The 18779-nt window shown below is 41.8% G+C and carries 18 protein-coding genes; 13 read left to right on the plus strand and 5 right to left on the minus strand.

Annotated elements, in window-relative coordinates; all coding sequences use genetic code 11:
• Positions 1-67: 67 nt before the first annotated feature.
• Positions 68-1069, plus strand: coding sequence for a metal ABC transporter solute-binding protein, Zn/Mn family (locus ACGTNI_RS06195; protein ID WP_394460807.1), 1002 nt, complete (start codon positions 68-70; stop codon positions 1067-1069).
• Positions 1070-1110: 41 nt separating this feature from the next.
• Here the strand turns inward: ACGTNI_RS06195 and ACGTNI_RS06200 are convergent, their stop codons facing one another.
• Positions 1111-2289 (minus strand): MFS transporter, encoded by a 1179-nt coding sequence (locus tag ACGTNI_RS06200; RefSeq protein WP_394460809.1) that lies wholly within the window; start codon positions 2287-2289, stop codon positions 1111-1113.
• 148 nt (positions 2290-2437) lie between these two features.
• Between ACGTNI_RS06200 and ACGTNI_RS06205 the strand changes: the two genes are divergently transcribed.
• From ACGTNI_RS06205 to ACGTNI_RS06250, 10 genes are all read left to right on the plus strand, one after another.
• Positions 2438-2830, plus strand: a complete 393-nt coding sequence (locus ACGTNI_RS06205) for an OsmC family protein (protein ID WP_394460811.1) — start codon at positions 2438-2440, stop codon at positions 2828-2830.
• 124 nt (positions 2831-2954) lie between these two features.
• Positions 2955-3743, plus strand: coding sequence for a YfkD family protein (locus ACGTNI_RS06210; RefSeq protein ID WP_394460813.1), 789 nt, complete (start codon positions 2955-2957; stop codon positions 3741-3743).
• A gap of 209 nt (positions 3744-3952) precedes the next feature.
• The gene (locus ACGTNI_RS06215) at positions 3953-4099 is read left to right on the plus strand and encodes an SE1561 family protein (RefSeq protein ID WP_176223908.1); all 147 of its coding nucleotides are present in this window, start codon (positions 3953-3955) and stop codon (positions 4097-4099) included.
• Between the two features lie 165 nt (positions 4100-4264).
• A complete protein-coding gene (locus ACGTNI_RS06220; protein ID WP_394460816.1) occupies positions 4265-5572 on the plus strand; it encodes a Na+/H+ antiporter family protein in 1308 nt (435 codons plus the stop codon).
• Positions 5573-5691: 119 nt separating this feature from the next.
• A complete protein-coding gene (gene pdaA, locus ACGTNI_RS06225; RefSeq protein WP_394460818.1) occupies positions 5692-6471 on the plus strand; it encodes a delta-lactam-biosynthetic de-N-acetylase in 780 nt (259 codons plus the stop codon).
• Positions 6472-6805: 334 nt separating this feature from the next.
• A complete protein-coding gene (locus ACGTNI_RS06230) occupies positions 6806-8686 on the plus strand; it encodes an ATP-binding protein (protein WP_394460931.1) in 1881 nt (626 codons plus the stop codon).
• A 239-nt stretch (positions 8687-8925) separates the two neighbouring features.
• Positions 8926-9774 carry a YitT family protein gene (locus ACGTNI_RS06235; protein WP_394460820.1) on the plus strand — a complete coding sequence of 283 codons (849 nt, stop codon included), beginning with the start codon at positions 8926-8928 and terminating at the stop codon, positions 9772-9774.
• Between the two features lie 677 nt (positions 9775-10451).
• Positions 10452-12032, plus strand: coding sequence for an acyl-CoA synthetase MbcS (mbcS, locus tag ACGTNI_RS06240; protein ID WP_394460822.1), 1581 nt, complete (start codon positions 10452-10454; stop codon positions 12030-12032).
• Between the two features lie 122 nt (positions 12033-12154).
• A complete protein-coding gene (locus tag ACGTNI_RS06245; protein ID WP_394460824.1) occupies positions 12155-12295 on the plus strand; it encodes a hypothetical protein in 141 nt (46 codons plus the stop codon).
• Between the two features lie 135 nt (positions 12296-12430).
• A complete protein-coding gene (locus tag ACGTNI_RS06250; RefSeq protein ID WP_394460826.1) occupies positions 12431-12859 on the plus strand; it encodes a GNAT family N-acetyltransferase in 429 nt (142 codons plus the stop codon).
• A 51-nt stretch (positions 12860-12910) separates the two neighbouring features.
• Here ACGTNI_RS06250 and ACGTNI_RS06255 read toward each other — a convergent pair whose 3' ends face one another.
• Complete coding sequence (locus ACGTNI_RS06255; protein ID WP_394460828.1) at positions 12911-13813, minus strand: acetamidase/formamidase family protein; 903 nt, start codon at positions 13811-13813, stop codon at positions 12911-12913.
• A gap of 155 nt (positions 13814-13968) precedes the next feature.
• Here ACGTNI_RS06255 and ACGTNI_RS06260 point away from each other — a divergent pair, with 155 nt between their 5' ends.
• Positions 13969-14223: a hypothetical protein gene (locus ACGTNI_RS06260; RefSeq protein ID WP_394460830.1), complete on the plus strand. Its 255-nt coding sequence runs from the start codon at positions 13969-13971 to the stop codon at positions 14221-14223.
• An 18-nt stretch (positions 14224-14241) separates the two neighbouring features.
• Here the strand turns inward: ACGTNI_RS06260 and ACGTNI_RS06265 are convergent, their stop codons facing one another.
• Positions 14242-14511 (minus strand): hypothetical protein, encoded by a 270-nt coding sequence (locus tag ACGTNI_RS06265; protein WP_394460833.1) that lies wholly within the window; start codon positions 14509-14511, stop codon positions 14242-14244.
• A gap of 681 nt (positions 14512-15192) precedes the next feature.
• Between ACGTNI_RS06265 and ACGTNI_RS06270 the strand changes: the two genes are divergently transcribed.
• Positions 15193-16812: a BCCT family transporter gene (locus ACGTNI_RS06270; RefSeq protein ID WP_394460835.1), complete on the plus strand. Its 1620-nt coding sequence runs from the start codon at positions 15193-15195 to the stop codon at positions 16810-16812.
• 38 nt (positions 16813-16850) lie between these two features.
• Here ACGTNI_RS06270 and ACGTNI_RS06275 read toward each other — a convergent pair whose 3' ends face one another.
• Complete coding sequence (locus tag ACGTNI_RS06275) at positions 16851-17558, minus strand: DUF5694 domain-containing protein (RefSeq protein ID WP_394460837.1); 708 nt, start codon at positions 17556-17558, stop codon at positions 16851-16853.
• A gap of 203 nt (positions 17559-17761) precedes the next feature.
• Entirely contained in the window at positions 17762-18703 is a 942-nt protein-coding gene (locus ACGTNI_RS06280; protein WP_394460839.1) for a TIGR03571 family LLM class oxidoreductase, read from the minus strand.
• Positions 18704-18779: the final 76 nt, after the last annotated feature.

The raw sequence follows: 18779 nt of genomic DNA on the forward strand, positions 1-18779 counted from the left end.
ATTACTATTTACAAAGCGTAATGGTTACGCTATAATTCATTTCAGTAACGGAGGGGGAGAGTAAGCCATGAAAAAGAAGTATTTATTTTTATTATCATTATTATTGACTGTTTTCCTGGGAGCTTGTGGAGAACAAGCGAGTCAAAAAGACACTTCAGAGGAGGAAGTTAAAGAAACACTTAAACTTTATACAACTGTCTATCCGTTGATGGATTTTGCTGAGAAAATTGGCGGAGATCATGTAGAAGTAGAGTCAATCCTTCCTCCTGGTGCGGATTCGCATACATTTGAACCCGATACAAAACAAATGATAGAAGTAGCAGAAGCAGATGGTTTCATTTATAGCGGAGCCGGACTGGAAGCTTATGCAGAAAAGATCTCCAATGCTGTTGAAACAGAGGACGTGAAAATCCTGGAGGCGACTGAAGGTATCGATTTGGAGAATCATGAACACCAACAGAATGAAGAAGATGGCGGCCATGACGAGCATGACGATGAGGAGAATCATGCCGGAGAAGAAGATGATGGTCATGGTCATGGTGATAACGACAAAGACCCTCACGTATGGCTTGATCCCGTCCTATCCATCCAGCTGGCAGCTAATATCAAAGACCTTCTTGTTGAATTGAAACCGGAAGAGGAAGAAACCTTTGAAGAGAACTTCAACACACTGAAAACAGACTTGGAGGAGCTGGATCATTCGTTTGCTAACGAAATAAAAGCACAACCCAAAAATAAAATCATTGTGTCCCATGCGGCTTATGGTTATTGGGAACATGCCTATGGTCTTGAACAGATTGCAGTAAGTGGATTAAGTCCAACGGAAGAGCCATCACAAAAACAATTAGAAAAAATCATCAAAGTAGCGGAAGACAATGACTTAAAGTATGTATTGTTCGAACAAAATGTTACTCCTAAGGTATCCGAAGTCGTTCAAAAAGAAATTAATGGAGAAGCATTAAGAATTCATAATTTATCAGTTTTGACAGATAATGATATCGAAGCTGATGAAGATTACTTCAGTTTAATGTATCGGAATCTCGAGGTTTTGAAGAAAGCACTACAATAAAAAATGTCTCCTGTTAACTTATGTAACAGGAGACATTCTTTTTATGAAGAGTGCTGCAGGTGGTCGTTAACTGCCGGCTCTTTCTTCAATATAGTAGCGATCAGTACGACTAAAAGCAATGCTACGATGACATAGAAGAAGGAAGTGCCTGGGAACAAATCAATGAAAGCACCGCTTAAAAACGGGCCGCTGATACTGCCGACACTGAAGGCGATGCCACACATGATATTTCCAGCAGGTAAGAGTGATTTTGGCAGAATATCGGTCATGTAGGAAAGCCCTAAGGAATAGAGAGAACCAACACATAACCCTGCCAGCGCAAATAGTACGAAGAGCCAGAATGCGGAGTCTTCGAGTAATGCAGCAAGAAAAAATGCTAAAGTACCGGCTGCTAAGACAAGGGAAATCACTTTTTTACGACCTGCTTTATCGCTCCACATACCCAATGGTATTTGGGATAAAAGGCTTGCTGCTGCAAAAAACGGGATAATCAATGAAAGAATGTTAACATCATGACCAATCCGCATGCCGTAAACAGGAAAAATCCCGTGCAAGGTAGCTTCCAGAAAACCGTAAGTAAGCGGGGGGAGAAATGCGACCCAGGCTAACTTGATGGCCTGTCCAAATCTGCTGATCGAACTGCCCATATGAACGTTATGGCTATCTTTCGCAGGTAATTCATTTCTAACCCCAAACATACTGGACCAGACGATGGCGCTCAGCAAGGCGGAAAGCAGGAATGGTAAATATATATGGATAGATAATAAGTTTGTCATCAAGGGTCCTAACGTAAAGCCGGCACTGAAGAATAAACCGTAATATGCGATACTTTTTCCTCTGGTCTCTGGAGAAGCCGTGGATGTAATCCAAGTCTGGGTACCGAAGTGAAGCATATGGTCCCCAATGCCGATAGTCATCCGCAAAATAAACCAAAACCAAAGCGCCTGCCAAAATGGGAACAAAGCCATGGAGATGAATACGAATGCCCCACCGATCAGAATCACTGGCTTATAGCCAGCTTTTTGCATCGGTTTTTCCATAAAAGGAGAAGCAATAAGAACTCCAATATACAATCCAGTGGCATGCAGGCCATTGATGGAAGAAGAAACTCCATTTTGTTCTAAGATGACTGCAAGCAATGGAAGCAGCATACCTTGAGAAAAACCTGAAATCGCTACTAAGGCGATGAGGATTTTGAAGCGAGTATTAGCTTTGACCATTCTTTATCCTCCCCCTCAAAAAAACTTCTTTCATCCTATCGGAGAATAATGGTAATGGCAAGAAAAATGCAAACCTTGAGTAAAAGATGTTATTCCCTGAGCTTGTTCTGTTAAAATGAGAAAAAGAACGTCATAAAGGAGTGGTATAATGGAATTTTTTATGAGAGAGAATGGAATTCGAACGCAATTAGAATATGGAGAACTGAATATCTCCAGTAATGAAGAATTTGGCTTCCGCCCATACCAATTAATGGTTTCGTCCATCGTTGGCTGCAGTGTGGGTGTCTATCGTAAAATTTTAGACAAACAACGGGTTAAGTACGAAGATATTAAAGTTACCGTAGATGTAACCCGTAATCCAGATGTGGCTAACCGGATTGAAAAGGTGGCGATTCATTATATTGTGAAAGGCCATAACATCAGTCGGGATAAACTGCAGAAAAACTTGGAAATCGCCCGTAATAACTGTTCGATGGTACAGTCTGTCAAAGACAGTATCGATGTTCAGGAAACGGTAGATTATATCGAGCTTAGCATGTAAATAATTCCTGTAAAGCGTGTCCTATATTGATAGGGCGCGTTTTTTAATATATGGATGAGATGACCTGATGAATAAAAAGCCCCTTATTTCAAAAGATAATCAAAAAAGAAAGGGGCTCCCTTATATGCGAACGTGGATCCTGTCCATCATGGCATTATTATTGGTGTTATTCTCGGCTGAGCCGCTTCTTCTGCAAGCAGAAGATAAGAAAGAAGAAGGGCGGCTGCCAAGTCACGTTTTGAATATCTCGAAAGACAATACCTACCCTAACTCAACAGAAGACCAGGTTGTCCTTGAGCCAAGTGAACTGACAGATGAACTGATAAAAGAAGCTGAGGTGAAAATCACGAATCCCCAGCTAATTGAATTATTGAATGAAACGAATTTGAAACCTTCTCCATTAGCCATTGGGTATCGCGGCGAGGTTTACTTAGGAAAATGGCCATTGAACTACACGTCCAAGGAGACGAGCATTAATTGGGAATATCAGCATATCAATACAAATGAACTGAACAATCAGGCGAGTCAACAGACAGAAAAAATGAATTACTTGCAAAAAGATGAAAAACATATCAAAGGTGGCCTTACAGCCAAAATTGATACCCCTGATCAAGTAAAACGCATGCTTCTATTAGAAGCCCAGAATAATACCAACCTTCCGTTGTCATTTCATACGGTCGTGGGCAGTGGTACGAAACAGCAGAATACCTATGCAGTTCCGTCAAAAAAAATCGGTTCCTTACAAGCATATGCTCCAGCAGTCAATGAAAAAGGAACAGTTGCCTTTGGTGAAGTATATATTCAATTGAAAGGATCCAAAAAGCAATTAATCGTAAAAAACATAAAAAAACAAGGAATTGGAGCGTGGATACCGATTCAGGATCATGTATCTTACTCTTTCCAGTTGAAATAACCAGCATACACGCCTGATCCGGTCACATGGGGTCAGGCGTATTTTTTACTTTTGGATAATTAAACTTTGGTAAAGGATGAAGGCTTTCGCACGTATTTCTAATATTATATTCCTGTTCTACATGGACAAACCGGATTATTTCTACTATGATAGTGCATGGTATCAATCGAAAACCCCATAACGAATACAATGAACAAAGGAGTTTATGCATGGCTCAAGAAGAAAAACTTCAAGATCTGAAATTAAGATTGGCAGCATTTATGTCACGCCTGGATGAAATGGAGCCGGAAGAGACATCCGTGCAGGATATTGATCAGCTTATACAAATGCTCGAAGAACTTGAAAAGAAAATGTAACTCCAAGACGAAACCGCACCCACCAACGTGCGGTTTTATTATTAGAGGGGAAGGGCTTGTTATTATATGGTATGAAACAATAAGGGGTTGATTTTTATAACGCCTTCCTTTATCATGGTAAATCGTTAACGAACTAAAATTAAAATGGTTGAGAGGAGAATTTATATGGCGTGGGCTGTTATTATTTCGGTGCTGATCATGACCGTGCTCAGTCTGTTGCGTGTCAATGTGATAATTGCAATCATTGCCGCGGCTTTATCAGCAGGGCTCATAGCTGGAGAATCGCTGCAAAATTCCTTGGATATGATGATCAATGGGATGGGGAATCAGGCGAGCGTTGCTTTAAGCTATATTTTATTAGGTGCCTTCGCAGTAGCAATCAGTTACTCAGGAATAACGAGTATATTAGTGAATTATTTACTGAAAGTGTTGAAAAATAAGCGTGTCACCATGTTATTAGTGATTGCTGGTGTGGCATCTTTATCTCAGAATGTCATTCCCGTTCATATTGCATTCATTCCTATATTAATTCCACCTTTGTTAAAGCTTTTTGACCAAATGAAACTGGATCGACGCGGGGTAGCTGCTGCCTTAACATTTGGTTTGAAAGCACCATATGTGATGATTCCTGCAGGGTTCGGGTTGATTTTCCATCAGACCATTCAGGATGCCATGGGGACCAGCGGAGTTGATTTAGGTATCGGAAGTATCGCTCTGTCATTATTGATTCCTGGTTCCGGAATGATTATTGGCTTGCTCGTAGCTGTGTTCTTTTCTTATCGTAAGCCAAGAGATAAATATCAGGTCAGTGTAGAAGTAGGTGAAGAAGATACCACAGACATCGCAAATGCTGCTTTTAGTGCGAAACATGCCTGGACGCTTGTAGCCGTGGCAGGAGCACTAGGAGTACAGATTTGGACCGAAAACCTAGTATTAGGAGCATTGACAGGACTTGTTCTTATGTTTGTATTTCTTGTAGTACCATTCCGTCGTGGTGACGAAGTGGTCACGAATGGTATTGGCATGATGGGAATGATAGCATTTGTTATGCTGATTGCCGCTGGTTATGCCAATGTACTACAGGAAACGGGTTCAATTGATGCGTTAGTTGAATCAAGCTCTGATATGATCGGAGACAATAAAGGTCTAATCGCTTTCATACTGTTGCTTGTCGGTTTGCTGGTAACCATGGGAATTGGTTCTTCCTTCGGCACCGTACCAATCTTGGCAGCGCTGTTCGTACCTATCGGTGTTGCTGCCGGTTTCTCCCCTATGGCGTTGGCTGCTTTGATTGGAACAGCAGGGGCGCTGGGGGATGCTGGTTCTCCTGCATCAGATAGCACGCTGGGACCAACGTCAGGACTTGCTGCTGACGGAAAGCATCACCACATCTGGGACACATGTGTTCCAACCTTCTTGCATTATAATATACCGTTATTCATTTTTGGCTGGGTTGCAGCCATGGTTCTATAGTTTGGTTGTTAAAGAAGCATCTGTTCAGCAGGTGCTTCTTTACTTATTAATATGGAAAAGTAAGTCAGGTATATCATAGGATACTTGCTGTAAACTAAGAAAAAAGCAGGTGTACAACAATGAAAAAGATAACGCTTCTAATCCTATCCATTGTGATAGTGCCTTTATTTCCTATATCGGCTGCTGCTTATGGCTGGGGGTATGAAAAAAATAAGGATGGTTCCCCGCCGGATGTGGGCTTTTATGGGCCATTATTGGAACAACACGATGGCTTTTATATAGATAAGTCAGGCGATAAAGAAATATACCTTACTTTTGATAACGGGTATGAAGAAGGGTATACGGGTCGAATTCTTGACGTATTAAAAGAGAAAAAGGTGCCGGCAGCATTCTTTATTACAGGCCATTATATAAACAGTGCTCCTGAGCTTGTGAAACGAATGAATAAAGAAGGCCACATTATCGGCAACCATTCCTGGCATCACCCTGACTTTACGGCGTCATCAAAGTCGCGAATTAAAGAAGAGCTGCACAAAGTAGAAACAGCGGTAGCCCAATTGACTGACCAGAAAGATATGCTTTATTTACGCCCTCCGCGTGGCACATTTACAGATAAGTCGTTGGAATGGACGAGAGAATTAGGGTATATCAATGCCTTTTGGTCCATTGCATTTGTGGATTGGAATACCGGCCGGCAAAAAGGCTGGAAGTATGCTTACGATAGCTTGATGAGCCAGGTTCATCCCGGAGCGGTGATGTTGCTCCATAGCGTTTCCGAAGATAATGCACTTGCGTTAGAAAAGATGATCGATGATTTGCGTGCACAAGGGTATACCTTTCATAGCCTGGATCACCTAATGATGAAAAAACTGCTTCCGAAAGGTGGATATTGGTACTAATATGGAGACACTGAAAAAAGTGTCTCTATTTGATGTTTTTCGACAAATTATTCACTTTGCATCTGTTAGGATTAACATAAAAGGACACCAAGGTGACAAGTGATTTTTTTACATAGGTAGAAAGAACTCTTTTGAAGTTGATAAAAAAGATGGTATTCCTGTGTATTCCTATTTATGACAATATCTCTACTAGACACCCATGTTCTAAGGGGTTTTACCTAATTCTCACAAAATTGTAAGAATATATTCAAAATTTAAATAATTTTGTTATAATAGTACCTACGGAGCATACAATCGTTACCTTAAGTATCATAAGGAAAGAGGTAGTCCATTGATGTTAATTGAGAGGATGCAATATGGTTTGGAGGAAAGTGACGTATTAGCGCTGTTTGATCTGATTGATCAGAATATTTGTCTCATTAACTTAGAAACTAAAACGGTAACATGCAGTCGTTCGGTGCAGAAAGAGATCTCTACGAAGGAAGAGATTCTTCTAGATGACTGGCTGGACTTGTTCTATGTTTACGACCAATTCGGCATACAACATTCATTGAAGCATGTCACAAAGAAAGAGACCTTATACAGCAAAGCGCGCCTTCTCTTCAAGACACATCATCAATGGGTACGATGTGCGTTTAAACCGCTATCCCATCGAAGAGTAGCTGTTGTTATCCAGCCTTTACATAAGGATGATAATAGCATTTCCCACCATATGCTTCTTGCTGAGTATAACCACAAGGCATCAAAAGTTAAAGAAAGCTCCGAGGCCCTGGCCGCCGTACAAGAAAAACAAACAAGAGTAACGGACAAGCCTCCTGAAATGAATTTTGCTGAATTGCATAACCAAATGAAAGCGATCACAGAAAATTTCCCGCATGGTTTAGCACTGATTAATAAGCAGTGGCAATTGACGTATGCTAATCCGCAAATGGAACGGATGCTTGGTAAAAATCTGCAGTCCCATTATAAACATAAATTATGGCAATTATATCCAATCAGTGACTACTACCTTTTTTATCGCCATTACTATATGGCGTTAGAAATGGAACAGCCGGTTACATTTGATGCTTACATGAAAGAACGGAAGATGTATGCGAGAATCACGATATATCCGACAGATGATGGATTCACTATCTTTATCCAGGATGTGACAATAAGGAAGAAATATCTTCAGGCATTGCAAGAATCCGAAAAACGATTTAGCCTGTTAGCTGATAATATCAAAGACGTCTTCTGGATTTGTGATGAATCATTCATGGAATTGATGTATGTCAGTCCGCGCTTCAGGGACTTATTCGGTATTCCTTTAGAAAAAAGAAGAGATGACCCGCTATGCTGGTGGAAGCAGTTAACGGAAGAAGAAAATTATGCCTATATACTTGAAGGATATCGAAAGATGCGGAGCGAAAACTGTCAGATAGAATACCCAATCACAACACCTGTTGGTGAAGTGAAATGGATACGGACCAGGGGATTTCCGGTCCAGGAAGGCAATGAAAAATACATTGTCGGTATCAGTGAGGATATTACCGAAATGAAAGAAAAGGAAGCTTTCATGCGCCAATCTGAACAGCTTTCCACGATTACCCAGATGTCAGCTGGTATCGCCCATGAAATCAAAAACCCGTTAACCGCTTTGAAAGGATTCATGCAGCTTGGTGCAGCTAACCCAGAATTGAGGGACTCTTATAATGATTTATTATTAAGTGAGGTCAATCGCATTGAGTCAATAGTCAATGATTTTATGATGCTTGCAAAGCCGGCTTCATCAAAACAGTTAGAAGCGGTCAATATTAAGCAAATGATAGAGTATGTATTGGAACTCTACCAATCGTTGATTGCAGAGAAGGGCATTAAAATTCATACTTCAATCGATTGCGGTGAATATACGCTGGAATCTGATCCCAATAGGTTCAAGCAGATATTGATAAATATCATTAAAAATGCCATAGAAGCTGTAGAACTTAAAGGTACAGTCTGTATTGATGTCTTTTGTGACTATAGTGAGGCTAAAATAGTAGTTAAAGACAATGGTAAAGGATTATCTGAAGAAAGGCTAAAAAGACTTGGAGAACCTTTTTTCACAACAAAAAAAGATGGAACAGGCTTAGGAATTATGGTGACTAGAAAGATGGTCGACGATTTAGGCGGCACCATTAAATATAGCAGTGAAGAAGGAAAGGGTACGTGTGTTACGATAGCTTTTCCTATGTAAGAAACAGACCTTTACAGGGTCTGTTTTTTTTCGACATATTTCCCGGGTAATAGCCCCTTTAAAGTTAAAATATTTGTACAATTATGAATGGTGAAATTGCTTGAATCGCTTACATGAAAGTTTTTTTGTAGTTTTGTGCATAGCTGTTTACAAACATCGAAAGCCTCGTTATAATCCCGATTGTGTCGAAATAAGAAACGTGCTAATTAACTATAAAATAAACACAAGGGGGCTTTCTGATGATAAAAAAATTGTGGTCATTTACACTTATGAATATTGGTGCATTTTTTGTGGCGGTGAATGTGCATTTTTTCTTGTCACCAAATGATCTGGCAACTGGTGGAGTCAGTGGGCTCTCGATTGTGATGAATAAAGTTTTTCCGGATTTATCACTTGGGCTTATCATGTTGATCTTGAATATATTGTTATTCATAGTTGGTATCATTTTTTTAGGGTTTCAATTTGGTGCAAAAACGATTTACGCAAGCTTAGCCCTTTCCTTCATGGTGTGGGGACTGGAAGTGGTCTACCCGATGGGGGCTCCGCTAAGTAATGATATTCTGATTCAGTTAATCATTGGTCAGATTATTGCTGCCACCGGGATGGCCATCGTATTCCATCAAGGTGCCTCAACAGGCGGAACGGACATATTGGCTATGATTATGAATAAGTATTTTTCCGTTGAAGTCGGGAAAGGTGTGCTGATGGCTGATATTGCTATTGCTGCTTCATCCGTGTTCCTATTTGGTCCGGCTATCGGAATGTACGCTTTCTTCGGGGTCATTCTGAATGGTTTAGTCATCGACTATGCTCTTCAGCAATTCGACCATAAAAATGAAATTGTCATCATTAGCAGGGAAAGTAAGCAAGTCCGTGAATTTATTGTTCGCCAGCTTGGGAAGGGGGCAACTATTCATACTGCCCGAGGTGCTTTTAACTATGAAGATAAAGAAGTTATAACGACAATCCTGGGTCGGAAGGACTTCGCGCGCCTGAAAAAATATATCTCTTCCATCGATGAGCGCGCTTTTGTTACTGTGCATTCCATGAATGAAATATTAGGCGAGAACTTCAAACGTCTGGCTTAGTTGATAAACCGGTTGAAACGAAAAGTTTCAACCGGTTTTTTTCAAGTGAAGCTCCCTTTAATGGAAGACTCAGCTTCAAGATAGTTGGGTCCGTTACGATGAGCGTAAGGGGATGGGCTGGGAAACGACTCGCTTTCCTGCGGGGGACCAGGCAAGCTTCCTCGGGCTAAAGCCCTGTGGGATCTTGCCTAGCCCCTTCTCCCGCGGGAGTCTCCCCGTTTCCCAGCCCGTCCAGCCAGTTTTGTAAATAACGGACCTTACAAGAAGTGTTTAACAAACCCTTCATCTGTAGTTATTTATAAAGAATATATAGGGTAACAAGTCTATCATTACGTGTACCAGAGGCTGTTTCCACAAGTGTGTTTTCGAGAATTTCCTATGGCAAGGTCCGATGGGGAACGGCGAGACTCCTGCGGGATGAGCATGATAGGTGAGACCCCACAGAGCGCCAGCTCGAGGAGGCTCAGCGCATGTCCGCGGAAAGGGAGTCGTTCCCCATCGGACCGTTATGCAGGCAAACATCTCGAAATCAAGTCTTCGACTTTTCGAGTCTTTTATTGGATAAGCGTCATTAATTACAACAGGCCATTTTACTTTTGAAATAATTACAACAATTATGAATTATTTGATATAATACGGATGAAAGAAGCTACTAGATTTTTGGAAGGGGATATGAGATGAATAGAGAATCATTAATTGCTCCGGAAACTTATAATGTAGTCACTGAAATTGAGAAGTATGCAGGTGATCCTGATCGTAAAGCACTGCAGTGGGAGGATGATCAGGGGCACCAGGAAGAAATTACATATGCGGAATTGATAACAAATGCAAACAAAATTGGTAACGCTTTCAAAGAAGAAGGACTTCAAAAAGGCGATAAGGTATTGATCATGATCCCGCGTCTGATTGAGGCCTACCAGGTATATGTAGGGGCTTTAAAAGCTGGTCTTGTTGTGATTCCAAGCTCTGAAATGTTAAGAACGAAAGATCTTCAATATCGTATTTCCCATGGCGAAGTAAGTGGGGTTGTAAGCTACCACCCATACACGGGGCAGTTTAAGGATATAAAAGAAATCGATGCACTTAAAAAGTTTACAGTCGGTGGAGCGGTTGAAGGGTGGACTTTTCTTGACGAACTTCTCGACCAAAACAAGGTAGCTGCTGAATTGGAGATGGCAAATACTTCGCGAAATGATATGGCTTTCTTATCCTATACATCAGGGACTACCGGCAACCCAAAAGGTGTAGTGCATACACATGGATGGGGGTATGCCCATTTGAAAACAGCAGCCGAAAATTGGCTTAGCATACAGGACGGGGATACCGTTTGGGCGACAGCTGGACCAGGCTGGCAGAAGTGGATTTGGAGCCCTTTTCTTTCTGTGTTAGGCTCTGGAGCTACTGGCCTGGTTTATCAAGGAAAGTTCGATCCAAAAACTTATCTGAGTATTTTGGAACGCTATACGGTTAATGTACTGTGCTGTACACCAACCGAATACCGCCTGATGGCAAAAGTCGATAATTTGGACGATTATCACCTACCGGCGTTGCACAGTGCAGTCTCAGCCGGAGAGCCGCTGAACCGGGAAGTGATCGACACTTTCCAGAAGCATTTCAATGTCACCGTGCGTGATGGTTACGGACAAACAGAAAACACACTATTAGTCGGGGTAATGAAGGACATGAATGTCAAGCCAGGATCAATGGGTAAACCAACTCCAGGAAATCGGGTAGAAATCATCGATGAACTGGGACAGCCAGTAGGAGTTGGCGAAGTTGGAGATATTGCCGTACACTTGGAAACTCCAGCGCTCTTTAAAGAGTACTACAAAGATCCAGAACGCACGAAAATGTCTTATCGTGGTGACTATTATGTAACAGGGGATCAGGCTTCCAAGGACGAAGATGGTTATTTCTGGTTTGAAGGAAGAAGTGATGACATTATCATCAGCTCTGGATATACAATTGGTCCTTTCGAAGTGGAAGACGCTTTAGTAAAACACCCTGCCGTTCAGGAATGTGCCGTAGTTGCAAGTCCAGATGAAGTCCGCGGTAATATTGTTAAAGCGTATATCGTATTGAAGGAAAATGTCAATGGTAATGAAACACTGGTCAAGGAACTACAGGCCCATGTGAAGGAATTGACAGCACCTTATAAATACCCAAGAAAGATCGACTTCATTGGGGAATTACCGAAAACCACTTCTGGTAAAATTCGCAGAGTCGAATTAAGACAAAGGGAGAAGCAGCAATCGTAAATAGAAAATAACCAGGTGACGAAAGGTGTCACCTGGTTTTCAGATTGAATTCATTCTCACACCTTATTAGGAAGGTTTTGGTATGTTACACTTAGATTACTAACCTGTATAGGGGGAAGAACGTGGATAAGGTCAAACGTGTCGCATTTATTATCCTTATAGGTATAGCTGTGGCTGTAATTCCATTCCAAGTTCAAAGTCCGGAGATGGATCAACAGGAAAAATGGGAGAGCTTGGAGCTGGAACAGACAAAACCTGAATGAACCGCAAACAATTTGCCTTTCTCTATTAGAGAAAGGCTTTCTTTTACTATGCTAATAAGCACAGATATTTAGTTTTTTATCCAAATAGGCCTTGTGGCGGTTAAAAGCCTGGATTATAGGCTAAGGAGGAAGTACATGATAAGGGAAGCAATGTTAGAAGACGCAGGGGAATTAGCAAAGCTGGTAAATTTATTAGGATATCCGACCACTGTAAAGGAGATGTCCGCACGGTTTGCGAAAATCAAAATGAAGACGGACTATCAGACTTATGTATATGAAGAATCTGGACAGCTGCTCGGAATGATTGGGATGATCCATAGCTTTCGTTATGAAATGAATGACAGCTACGTGAGGGTGGTTGCTGCTATTGTGGAGGAGGAACATCAGGGAAGAGGAATTGGGAAGAAATTATTCAAACGTGCCGAACAATGGGGGAAAGCGCGCGGAGCTGCTTCTATAATTCTGAATAGCGGGAATCGCCCTGAACGGCAAACGACCCATCATATATATGAAAAGTGGGGGTATAGGAAGAAATCAACAGGCTTTTATAAGCCGATTTCCTGAATAAAATAACTTAAAGAACGCCAACTCCTTGTCCGGGAGTTGGCGTTTTGTTTAAAATAGTTGAATATCATAAGCTTCTAATATATGTTCCGGCACAAAAAACCTGGCCGTTACGAGAGGATCGACAACCTGACTGACTTGAACTTCTCCAGCAGCACTCATCAGCATGGTCAGGTGTGAGAGCGTAAGGTCAGTGCGCGGATGTAATAAATCCACCATTTGCTCTACCGCAGTGACAACAGCCTCATCAAGCGTCTCTTTTGATACAATTAAGGAGATGCCTTCATCGTTTGCGACTAAAGGAAAAGGTAATGATTGTTTTTTTATAAGCTCAAAGGTGACCGTTGCTTCTCCAGGAACTTCTATACCTGATACACTCACTTCTCCATCCCCCATAGCAGCATGAAAATCTCCCAGGGCAAACAGTGCGCCTTCTACGAAAACCGGAAAATATAGCTCTACATCTTCCGTGATAACTTTTGTATCCATGTTGCCGCCATGTGCGCCTGGAGTGCCACAGTTGACGGGTTCATTTTCAGGTGCAACACCAATGACTCCAATCATTGGGTTCAATGGTAATGAAAGTTTTTCATCAAAAATTGCCTGGTTATCCTTGACTGGAATGATTTTGACATCAAAATTATCAAAACGGTGGCCTAAGACACCAAGGTCTTTTCCTGTCACCATTACTCCTCGTTCACCTATTTTCAACTGATCAATTTTCACTTTAAGAATATCTCCCGGTTCAGCACCTTCCACATATACTGGTCCCGTTGCAGGGTTGATTTGATTCCAGTCAATCGCACTGATCTCCGTTGTTTCTGACTGGATTTGATTTTGAAAGCAATCGTACGTTTCCATGGTAAGCGTCTCTCCCGGCTGGATTGTAATTGCAGAGGGATTTTCTTTACTTAACGCATATACCGCAGATTGGCATGTAAGCTGTCGTGTCATTAGAATTCCTCCTTTAGGGAAAAATGTTTAATTAAGGGAATTTTCAGTCATTTATAATTTTAATCTTTTCAACTTGTAAAAGCAAAAGTAATACTATAATGTTTTAAGCGAATGATAAAATGTAAAAGAACTTATTAGTCAAGGAGTGAACAAGCGTGAGCAAACGTTTCACCCATATATTCAATTCATTAGTAGGCATTATGCTTCTTATCGAAGGCGGAATCTATATATTCATGATGAATAAAGATGACACGTTCCATTTACGAAGCATCATTGTCACCCTCCTGCTTCTAATGGCATGGGGGATGTCTTACCGAAAGCAATTGGCGAATGAAAACTCTACCGCCTGGCTTACCGTGACCCTGATCATTATGATTCCGATGATCCTGCCGTGGCTTTTTTTTATATAACAAAAGGGGGAGGGAAACTCAAAAAAAGAGGTACCCTAATCCCCCAAAGACCACAGCACTTCCCAAGTAAAGGTGGCCAAAAAAACGATGTTTTATTTCTTCAGCGCTCAATTCTACAATTCCCGCAAATACTAAGAATAGCGCAGATATGATAAAGGTGGTCAACTCTACTGCATTCCACGTTTTTGTTTGTATAGAAATCAACAGCCATGTTTCGACAGGTATGGCTGTTACTAATGGAAAATACAAGGGATTGAGCCATTCATCCCAATTCCGCCAACTCCTCATTTTATCCTTCTCCTTTCTCCTCCATAAGAAAGACTGCGTGCAGACTTCCAGTTGCTTTAAATTATAACCAAACCCTATATTCAATCCGGTAATACGGGTTCCATTTCACATATTCGCTATCACCGCAACCGAAATATTCCTGCTTTTAAATCCCATATCATAACCTCCCACCTTAATGAGGTGATTAATAAATGGGAGGGAATAGAGCAAACTTAATAGCAAAGCTGTTGAAGATAATAACCAAAATTCTCTCAGGAAGAATATCCAAATACCTGTGCCTGCAAATGCTAAGGTAACGACTTGGAGAGTTCGATTTGATTGGCTCCAGGATAGGGCAGATACAAAAGCACCAATCCTACCGCCCCGAGACCACCTCTCCATTACGGACGAATTGATAAATAACGTGGGTATGTAAAGACGAATTTATTAGAAGCTTGATTAGGCCTCCGATTTGCAATTTGGAGATTCGTTTTAATTCGACAAAATAGTATATAATTCGACATAGGCTCTTTCTAGCGTGAGATATTTTACTGTCACACTGCGAAAAGGGAGTATAGCCGGTTTGTTGCTTCATAAAGGTTTTGATACAGTAATTAACTGGTGTAAGGAAAACCTCTACTTAAAGTCACTTCAAATTGTAGTTGTAATAATCATAACAAAATATGAAAGGCAGGTAGTGAAATGAATACTAAAATAATTGACTGGCCCACGTTTATAGGAGCCTTTGCCTTGTTGCTATTGGTGGTCGTACCACTTGTTATTTTCCCAGAAGCCGGAGCAGCATTGGTGGATCAGGCGAACACCTTCATGACCTCTAATTTCGGCGTCTTATACTTAGTCATGGGTTTGTTGGTTTTCGCTTTCCTGATATTTGTGGCTTTCAGTGAAAATGGCCATATTTTATTAGGGGACGAGGGAGAGAAGCCTGAATTTAATTCTTTCTCCTGGGCAGCAATGCTGTTTGCGGCCGGGATCGGTTCCAGTATTTTATACTGGGCCGTTATCGAATGGGCGTATTATTATCAAGGACCGCCATTCGGTATTGAACCAGAATCAAAAGAAGCGATCCAGTGGTCAACTGCTTATGGTATTTTTCACTGGGGACCGATCGCATGGGCGATCTATACACTTCCTGCACTGCCGATTGCTTATTTCTATTATGTCAGGAAAAAGCCTGTACTGAAAATCAGTGAAGCTTGCAGGCCATTACTAGGAAAAGCAGTGGATGGTCCGCTTGGATATATCATTGATATTTTATTCATGTTCGGATTGATGGGAGGAGCAGGTACAACCCTGGCACTTGGTACTCCAATGATTGCAGAAGGTATCAGCGATTTGACCGGTTTTGAAGCTGATATGACGATGCAGGCATTTATATTACTTATATGTACAGCGATTTTTGCTTTCAGTGCTTATTCCGGACTGAAAAAAGGGATCAAGCTGCTTAGTGATATCAATTTATGGCTGGCGCTATTTCTATTAGGCTTCATATTTTTATTTGGACCAACAAGGTTTATCATGGAGACGACTACGAACAGCGTTGGCATATTGTTGGATAATTTCTTTAAAATGGCAACGTGGACTGAGCCGTTCGGTAACCTTGGCGAATTCGAAGAAACTGGCTTTCCGGAAGGATGGACTATTTTCTATTGGGCCTGGTGGCTTGTTTATGCCCCGTTTGTCGGTTTGTTTGTGGCCCGTATATCCAGAGGTCGTACGATCCGGCAGATGATCCTTGGTACGATGGTATATGGAACGCTAGGATGTATCCTTTTCTTCGGTATCATGGGCAACTTCGGACTGTACATGCAGATGACGGGATCCTTTGATACCATTGGTTATATGAACGAGCATGGCGCACCTGCAGCCATTGTTGCAATTATCGGCCAGCTGCCATTAGCGAAGTTCATGGTGCTTATATTTACGATATTGGCAATCATTTTCCTTGCCACCACCTTTGATTCTAGTTCCTACATCCTTTCCGCAGTTGTACAAAAAGAAGTGGATGGAGAACCATTGCGCTGGAACCGGTTATTTTGGGCATTTGCTTTATGTCTGCTTCCGTTGGCGCTCATGTTTCTTGGTGGACTTGAAACGCTGCAGACGGCCAGCATAATCGGCGGATTCCCGTTGATCTTTATTATGTTCATGCTGGCATTATCCTTCATGAAAGCTTCCAATGAAGATATCGAGGCTAGTGAAGGGTATGAACCAAAGACCATTCATATTAACCGTAAGCGAATTTTGGAACGTATGAGAAGAAAAAGAAAACACAATGAGGATCAGCCCCCTCACAAATAAAGGCAAAACCTCCACTCTTTATAAGAGAGTGGAGGTTTTTATTTGGGGAGATATTCGTATGCTGGAACCATTTCAAAACTTCCGCTTCCATCAAAAAAGTGATTCAAAAGCGGAAGGTGGTCTTTGCCGATTAGAAGCAAAATGCGATCGCCATTAACTGCCAAACGGCTGACATTAGCAAAAATAGATAAGTCTCTTTGGTGCCATTGTTTCAACCATGCTGCCCCCACTTGATGCTGATGGTTACCGATCAAGGTGAGTTTCAAATACAATTTTTCAAGAGTAGAGCTGTAATCAGCATTGTTGATAGCTTTAAGACGATGCAGCGGGGAGGAGTCTTCCGGTTCCATTTTCGCCAGCTGCTGCTGAATTTCAATAATCTGCGTTAACAAATCAGGCTGGTAATTCTCTGCCCATTCAAATACCTGGTTCAAGGCCGGACTGGTCATGTTCACCTCTTCATCAATTGTGTAAAGTTCCTTATGATCTAGCTCTTTGGCCAGACGGTAACCAAATTGGTCCACCTCGTCATAACCCAGCCTAAAAGTCCCGGCGATATATTCCTGCAGCCTGCGGTTGACTTCCTTGCTAAGCAAAAAGCTTTTTTCGACCGCGATTTTTGTGGGGTTGAATTCCTTCAGCTCGTGAATAATCTCTGATATCTCCCCCTGATGTTGATTAACCGATTCAGGATTCATTGCCATATGGTAAGTCCCTAGTAAAATAATTTCAGGTTTCGAAGCCATCTTTACCACCTCCTGTTTTTTATAGTCTAGGAAATTATAAAATTTTCTATTTGTGGATAACTTTCCGTGGTGGTTTCCATCCAGCTCCAGCGCCTACCCCCTCGAGGTCTTAAGTCAATCCTCTCTGTGACAAAAAACGTCACGGCGAGGCTTGTCTTAAGCTTGTCGGGGGTGAGCAAGGCGCTTGCGCTTTTATTCAGTTCTTACCAGTGAAAATACGGGAGAATATATTCACCTAATTCACTGATTACCTCCTTGACCGGGCGTTTACTCTGGGATAGATTGAAAAAGATGTGATTGACTCCGGCGTCACGGTAGGCTGTTAATATTTCTAGTAAATCATTTCGTCCGGTCCTGTAGCCGGCAGGGATTTTTTCATAAGGGTGGTCAGGATCAGCAGTCAGATCCAAAGGCAATGGCATGAGGAAGGCACGATGCTCCTCCGTGCTATACTTTGCTGCCAGGTTTCGATATTCTCTAATCGTTGTGGCCTGCTGTTCCGGGCGCTGGGGGTAAAACATCCACCCATGTCCGTGTTCAGCTACCCATTCTAATGTTTGCTGAGCATACCCAGTTAGGAAGATGGGGATTTCTTTCGTCGGTTTAGGAACAAGGTTGGCTTTTTCTATTTGACCCAGTGGTGAGTCAAGGGATGGAAACTCTTCATAAAGTACTTGTTGAAAGTAGTTGAAGGCATCTCGGAACCATTGTCCACGCTCCATGACTGGAATATGCAAGCCTGCGAAATCCTTCCGTCTATCTCCTGAGGACACTCCCAGCATTAGCCGTTCCGGAAATAACCGTTCGATGCTGGCTGTTTCCTTTGCCGTCCGGAGCGGATGGCGTAAAGAAAAAACAGTTGCTGCTGTTCCAAGGTTGATGGAACTGGTATGGCTTGCAAGGTAGGTTAAATAGATAAAACTATCGTATATTTGTCCGGTAGCAGGGTCTTCAAATGTAGGATCTTCCAATACAACATCTTGCAGCCATAAACTCCGGAATCCCTTGTTTTCAGCAAGCTGAGCCATTTCTACCTGATTTTGCATATGAGGTACCTGTTTACCATGGTTCTCTATTGGTATCGACAAACCAAAAGACAAGTGCCCGGGAAGTATCATTTTTTGGTAACCCGCATGGTTTTTCATTGTCATCCTACCTTCCGATAACTAGTTCATTTATTATGAATGAAAACATTTGTGTCTACAAACCATCTGCTTCCTG

It is taken from the genome of Thalassobacillus sp. B23F22_16 (assembly GCF_043496955.1).
Taxonomy (GTDB): Bacteria; Bacillota; Bacilli; order Bacillales; family Halobacillaceae; genus Thalassobacillus; species Thalassobacillus devorans_A.

Bases quoted from the DNA above. Each gene is read 5' to 3' on its own strand.
- ACGTNI_RS06270 (WP_394460835.1), top strand. From the start codon at position 15,193: ATGAATACTAAAATAATTGACTGGCCCACGTTTATAGGAGCCTTTGCC.
- ACGTNI_RS06230 (WP_394460931.1), top strand. From the start codon at position 6,806: ATGTTAATTGAGAGGATGCAATATGGTTTGGAGGAAAGTGACGTATTA.
- ACGTNI_RS06255 (WP_394460828.1), bottom strand. From the start codon at position 13,813: ATGACACGACAGCTTACATGCCAATCTGCGGTATATGCGTTAAGTAAA.
- ACGTNI_RS06280 (WP_394460839.1), bottom strand. From the start codon at position 18,703: ATGAAAAACCATGCGGGTTACCAAAAAATGATACTTCCCGGGCACTTG.
- ACGTNI_RS06195 (WP_394460807.1), top strand. From the start codon at position 68: ATGAAAAAGAAGTATTTATTTTTATTATCATTATTATTGACTGTTTTC.
- pdaA (WP_394460818.1), top strand. From the start codon at position 5,692: ATGAAAAAGATAACGCTTCTAATCCTATCCATTGTGATAGTGCCTTTA.
- ACGTNI_RS06200 (WP_394460809.1), bottom strand. From the start codon at position 2,289: ATGGTCAAAGCTAATACTCGCTTCAAAATCCTCATCGCCTTAGTAGCG.
- mbcS (WP_394460822.1), top strand. From the start codon at position 10,452: ATGAATAGAGAATCATTAATTGCTCCGGAAACTTATAATGTAGTCACT.
- ACGTNI_RS06205 (WP_394460811.1), top strand. From the start codon at position 2,438: ATGGAATTTTTTATGAGAGAGAATGGAATTCGAACGCAATTAGAATAT.
- ACGTNI_RS06235 (WP_394460820.1), top strand. From the start codon at position 8,926: ATGATAAAAAAATTGTGGTCATTTACACTTATGAATATTGGTGCATTT.
- ACGTNI_RS06220 (WP_394460816.1), top strand. From the start codon at position 4,265: ATGGCGTGGGCTGTTATTATTTCGGTGCTGATCATGACCGTGCTCAGT.
- ACGTNI_RS06265 (WP_394460833.1), bottom strand. From the start codon at position 14,511: ATGAGGAGTTGGCGGAATTGGGATGAATGGCTCAATCCCTTGTATTTT.
- ACGTNI_RS06250 (WP_394460826.1), top strand. From the start codon at position 12,431: ATGATAAGGGAAGCAATGTTAGAAGACGCAGGGGAATTAGCAAAGCTG.
- ACGTNI_RS06275 (WP_394460837.1), bottom strand. From the start codon at position 17,558: ATGGCTTCGAAACCTGAAATTATTTTACTAGGGACTTACCATATGGCA.
- ACGTNI_RS06210 (WP_394460813.1), top strand. From the start codon at position 2,955: ATGCGAACGTGGATCCTGTCCATCATGGCATTATTATTGGTGTTATTC.
- ACGTNI_RS06215 (WP_176223908.1), top strand. From the start codon at position 3,953: ATGGCTCAAGAAGAAAAACTTCAAGATCTGAAATTAAGATTGGCAGCA.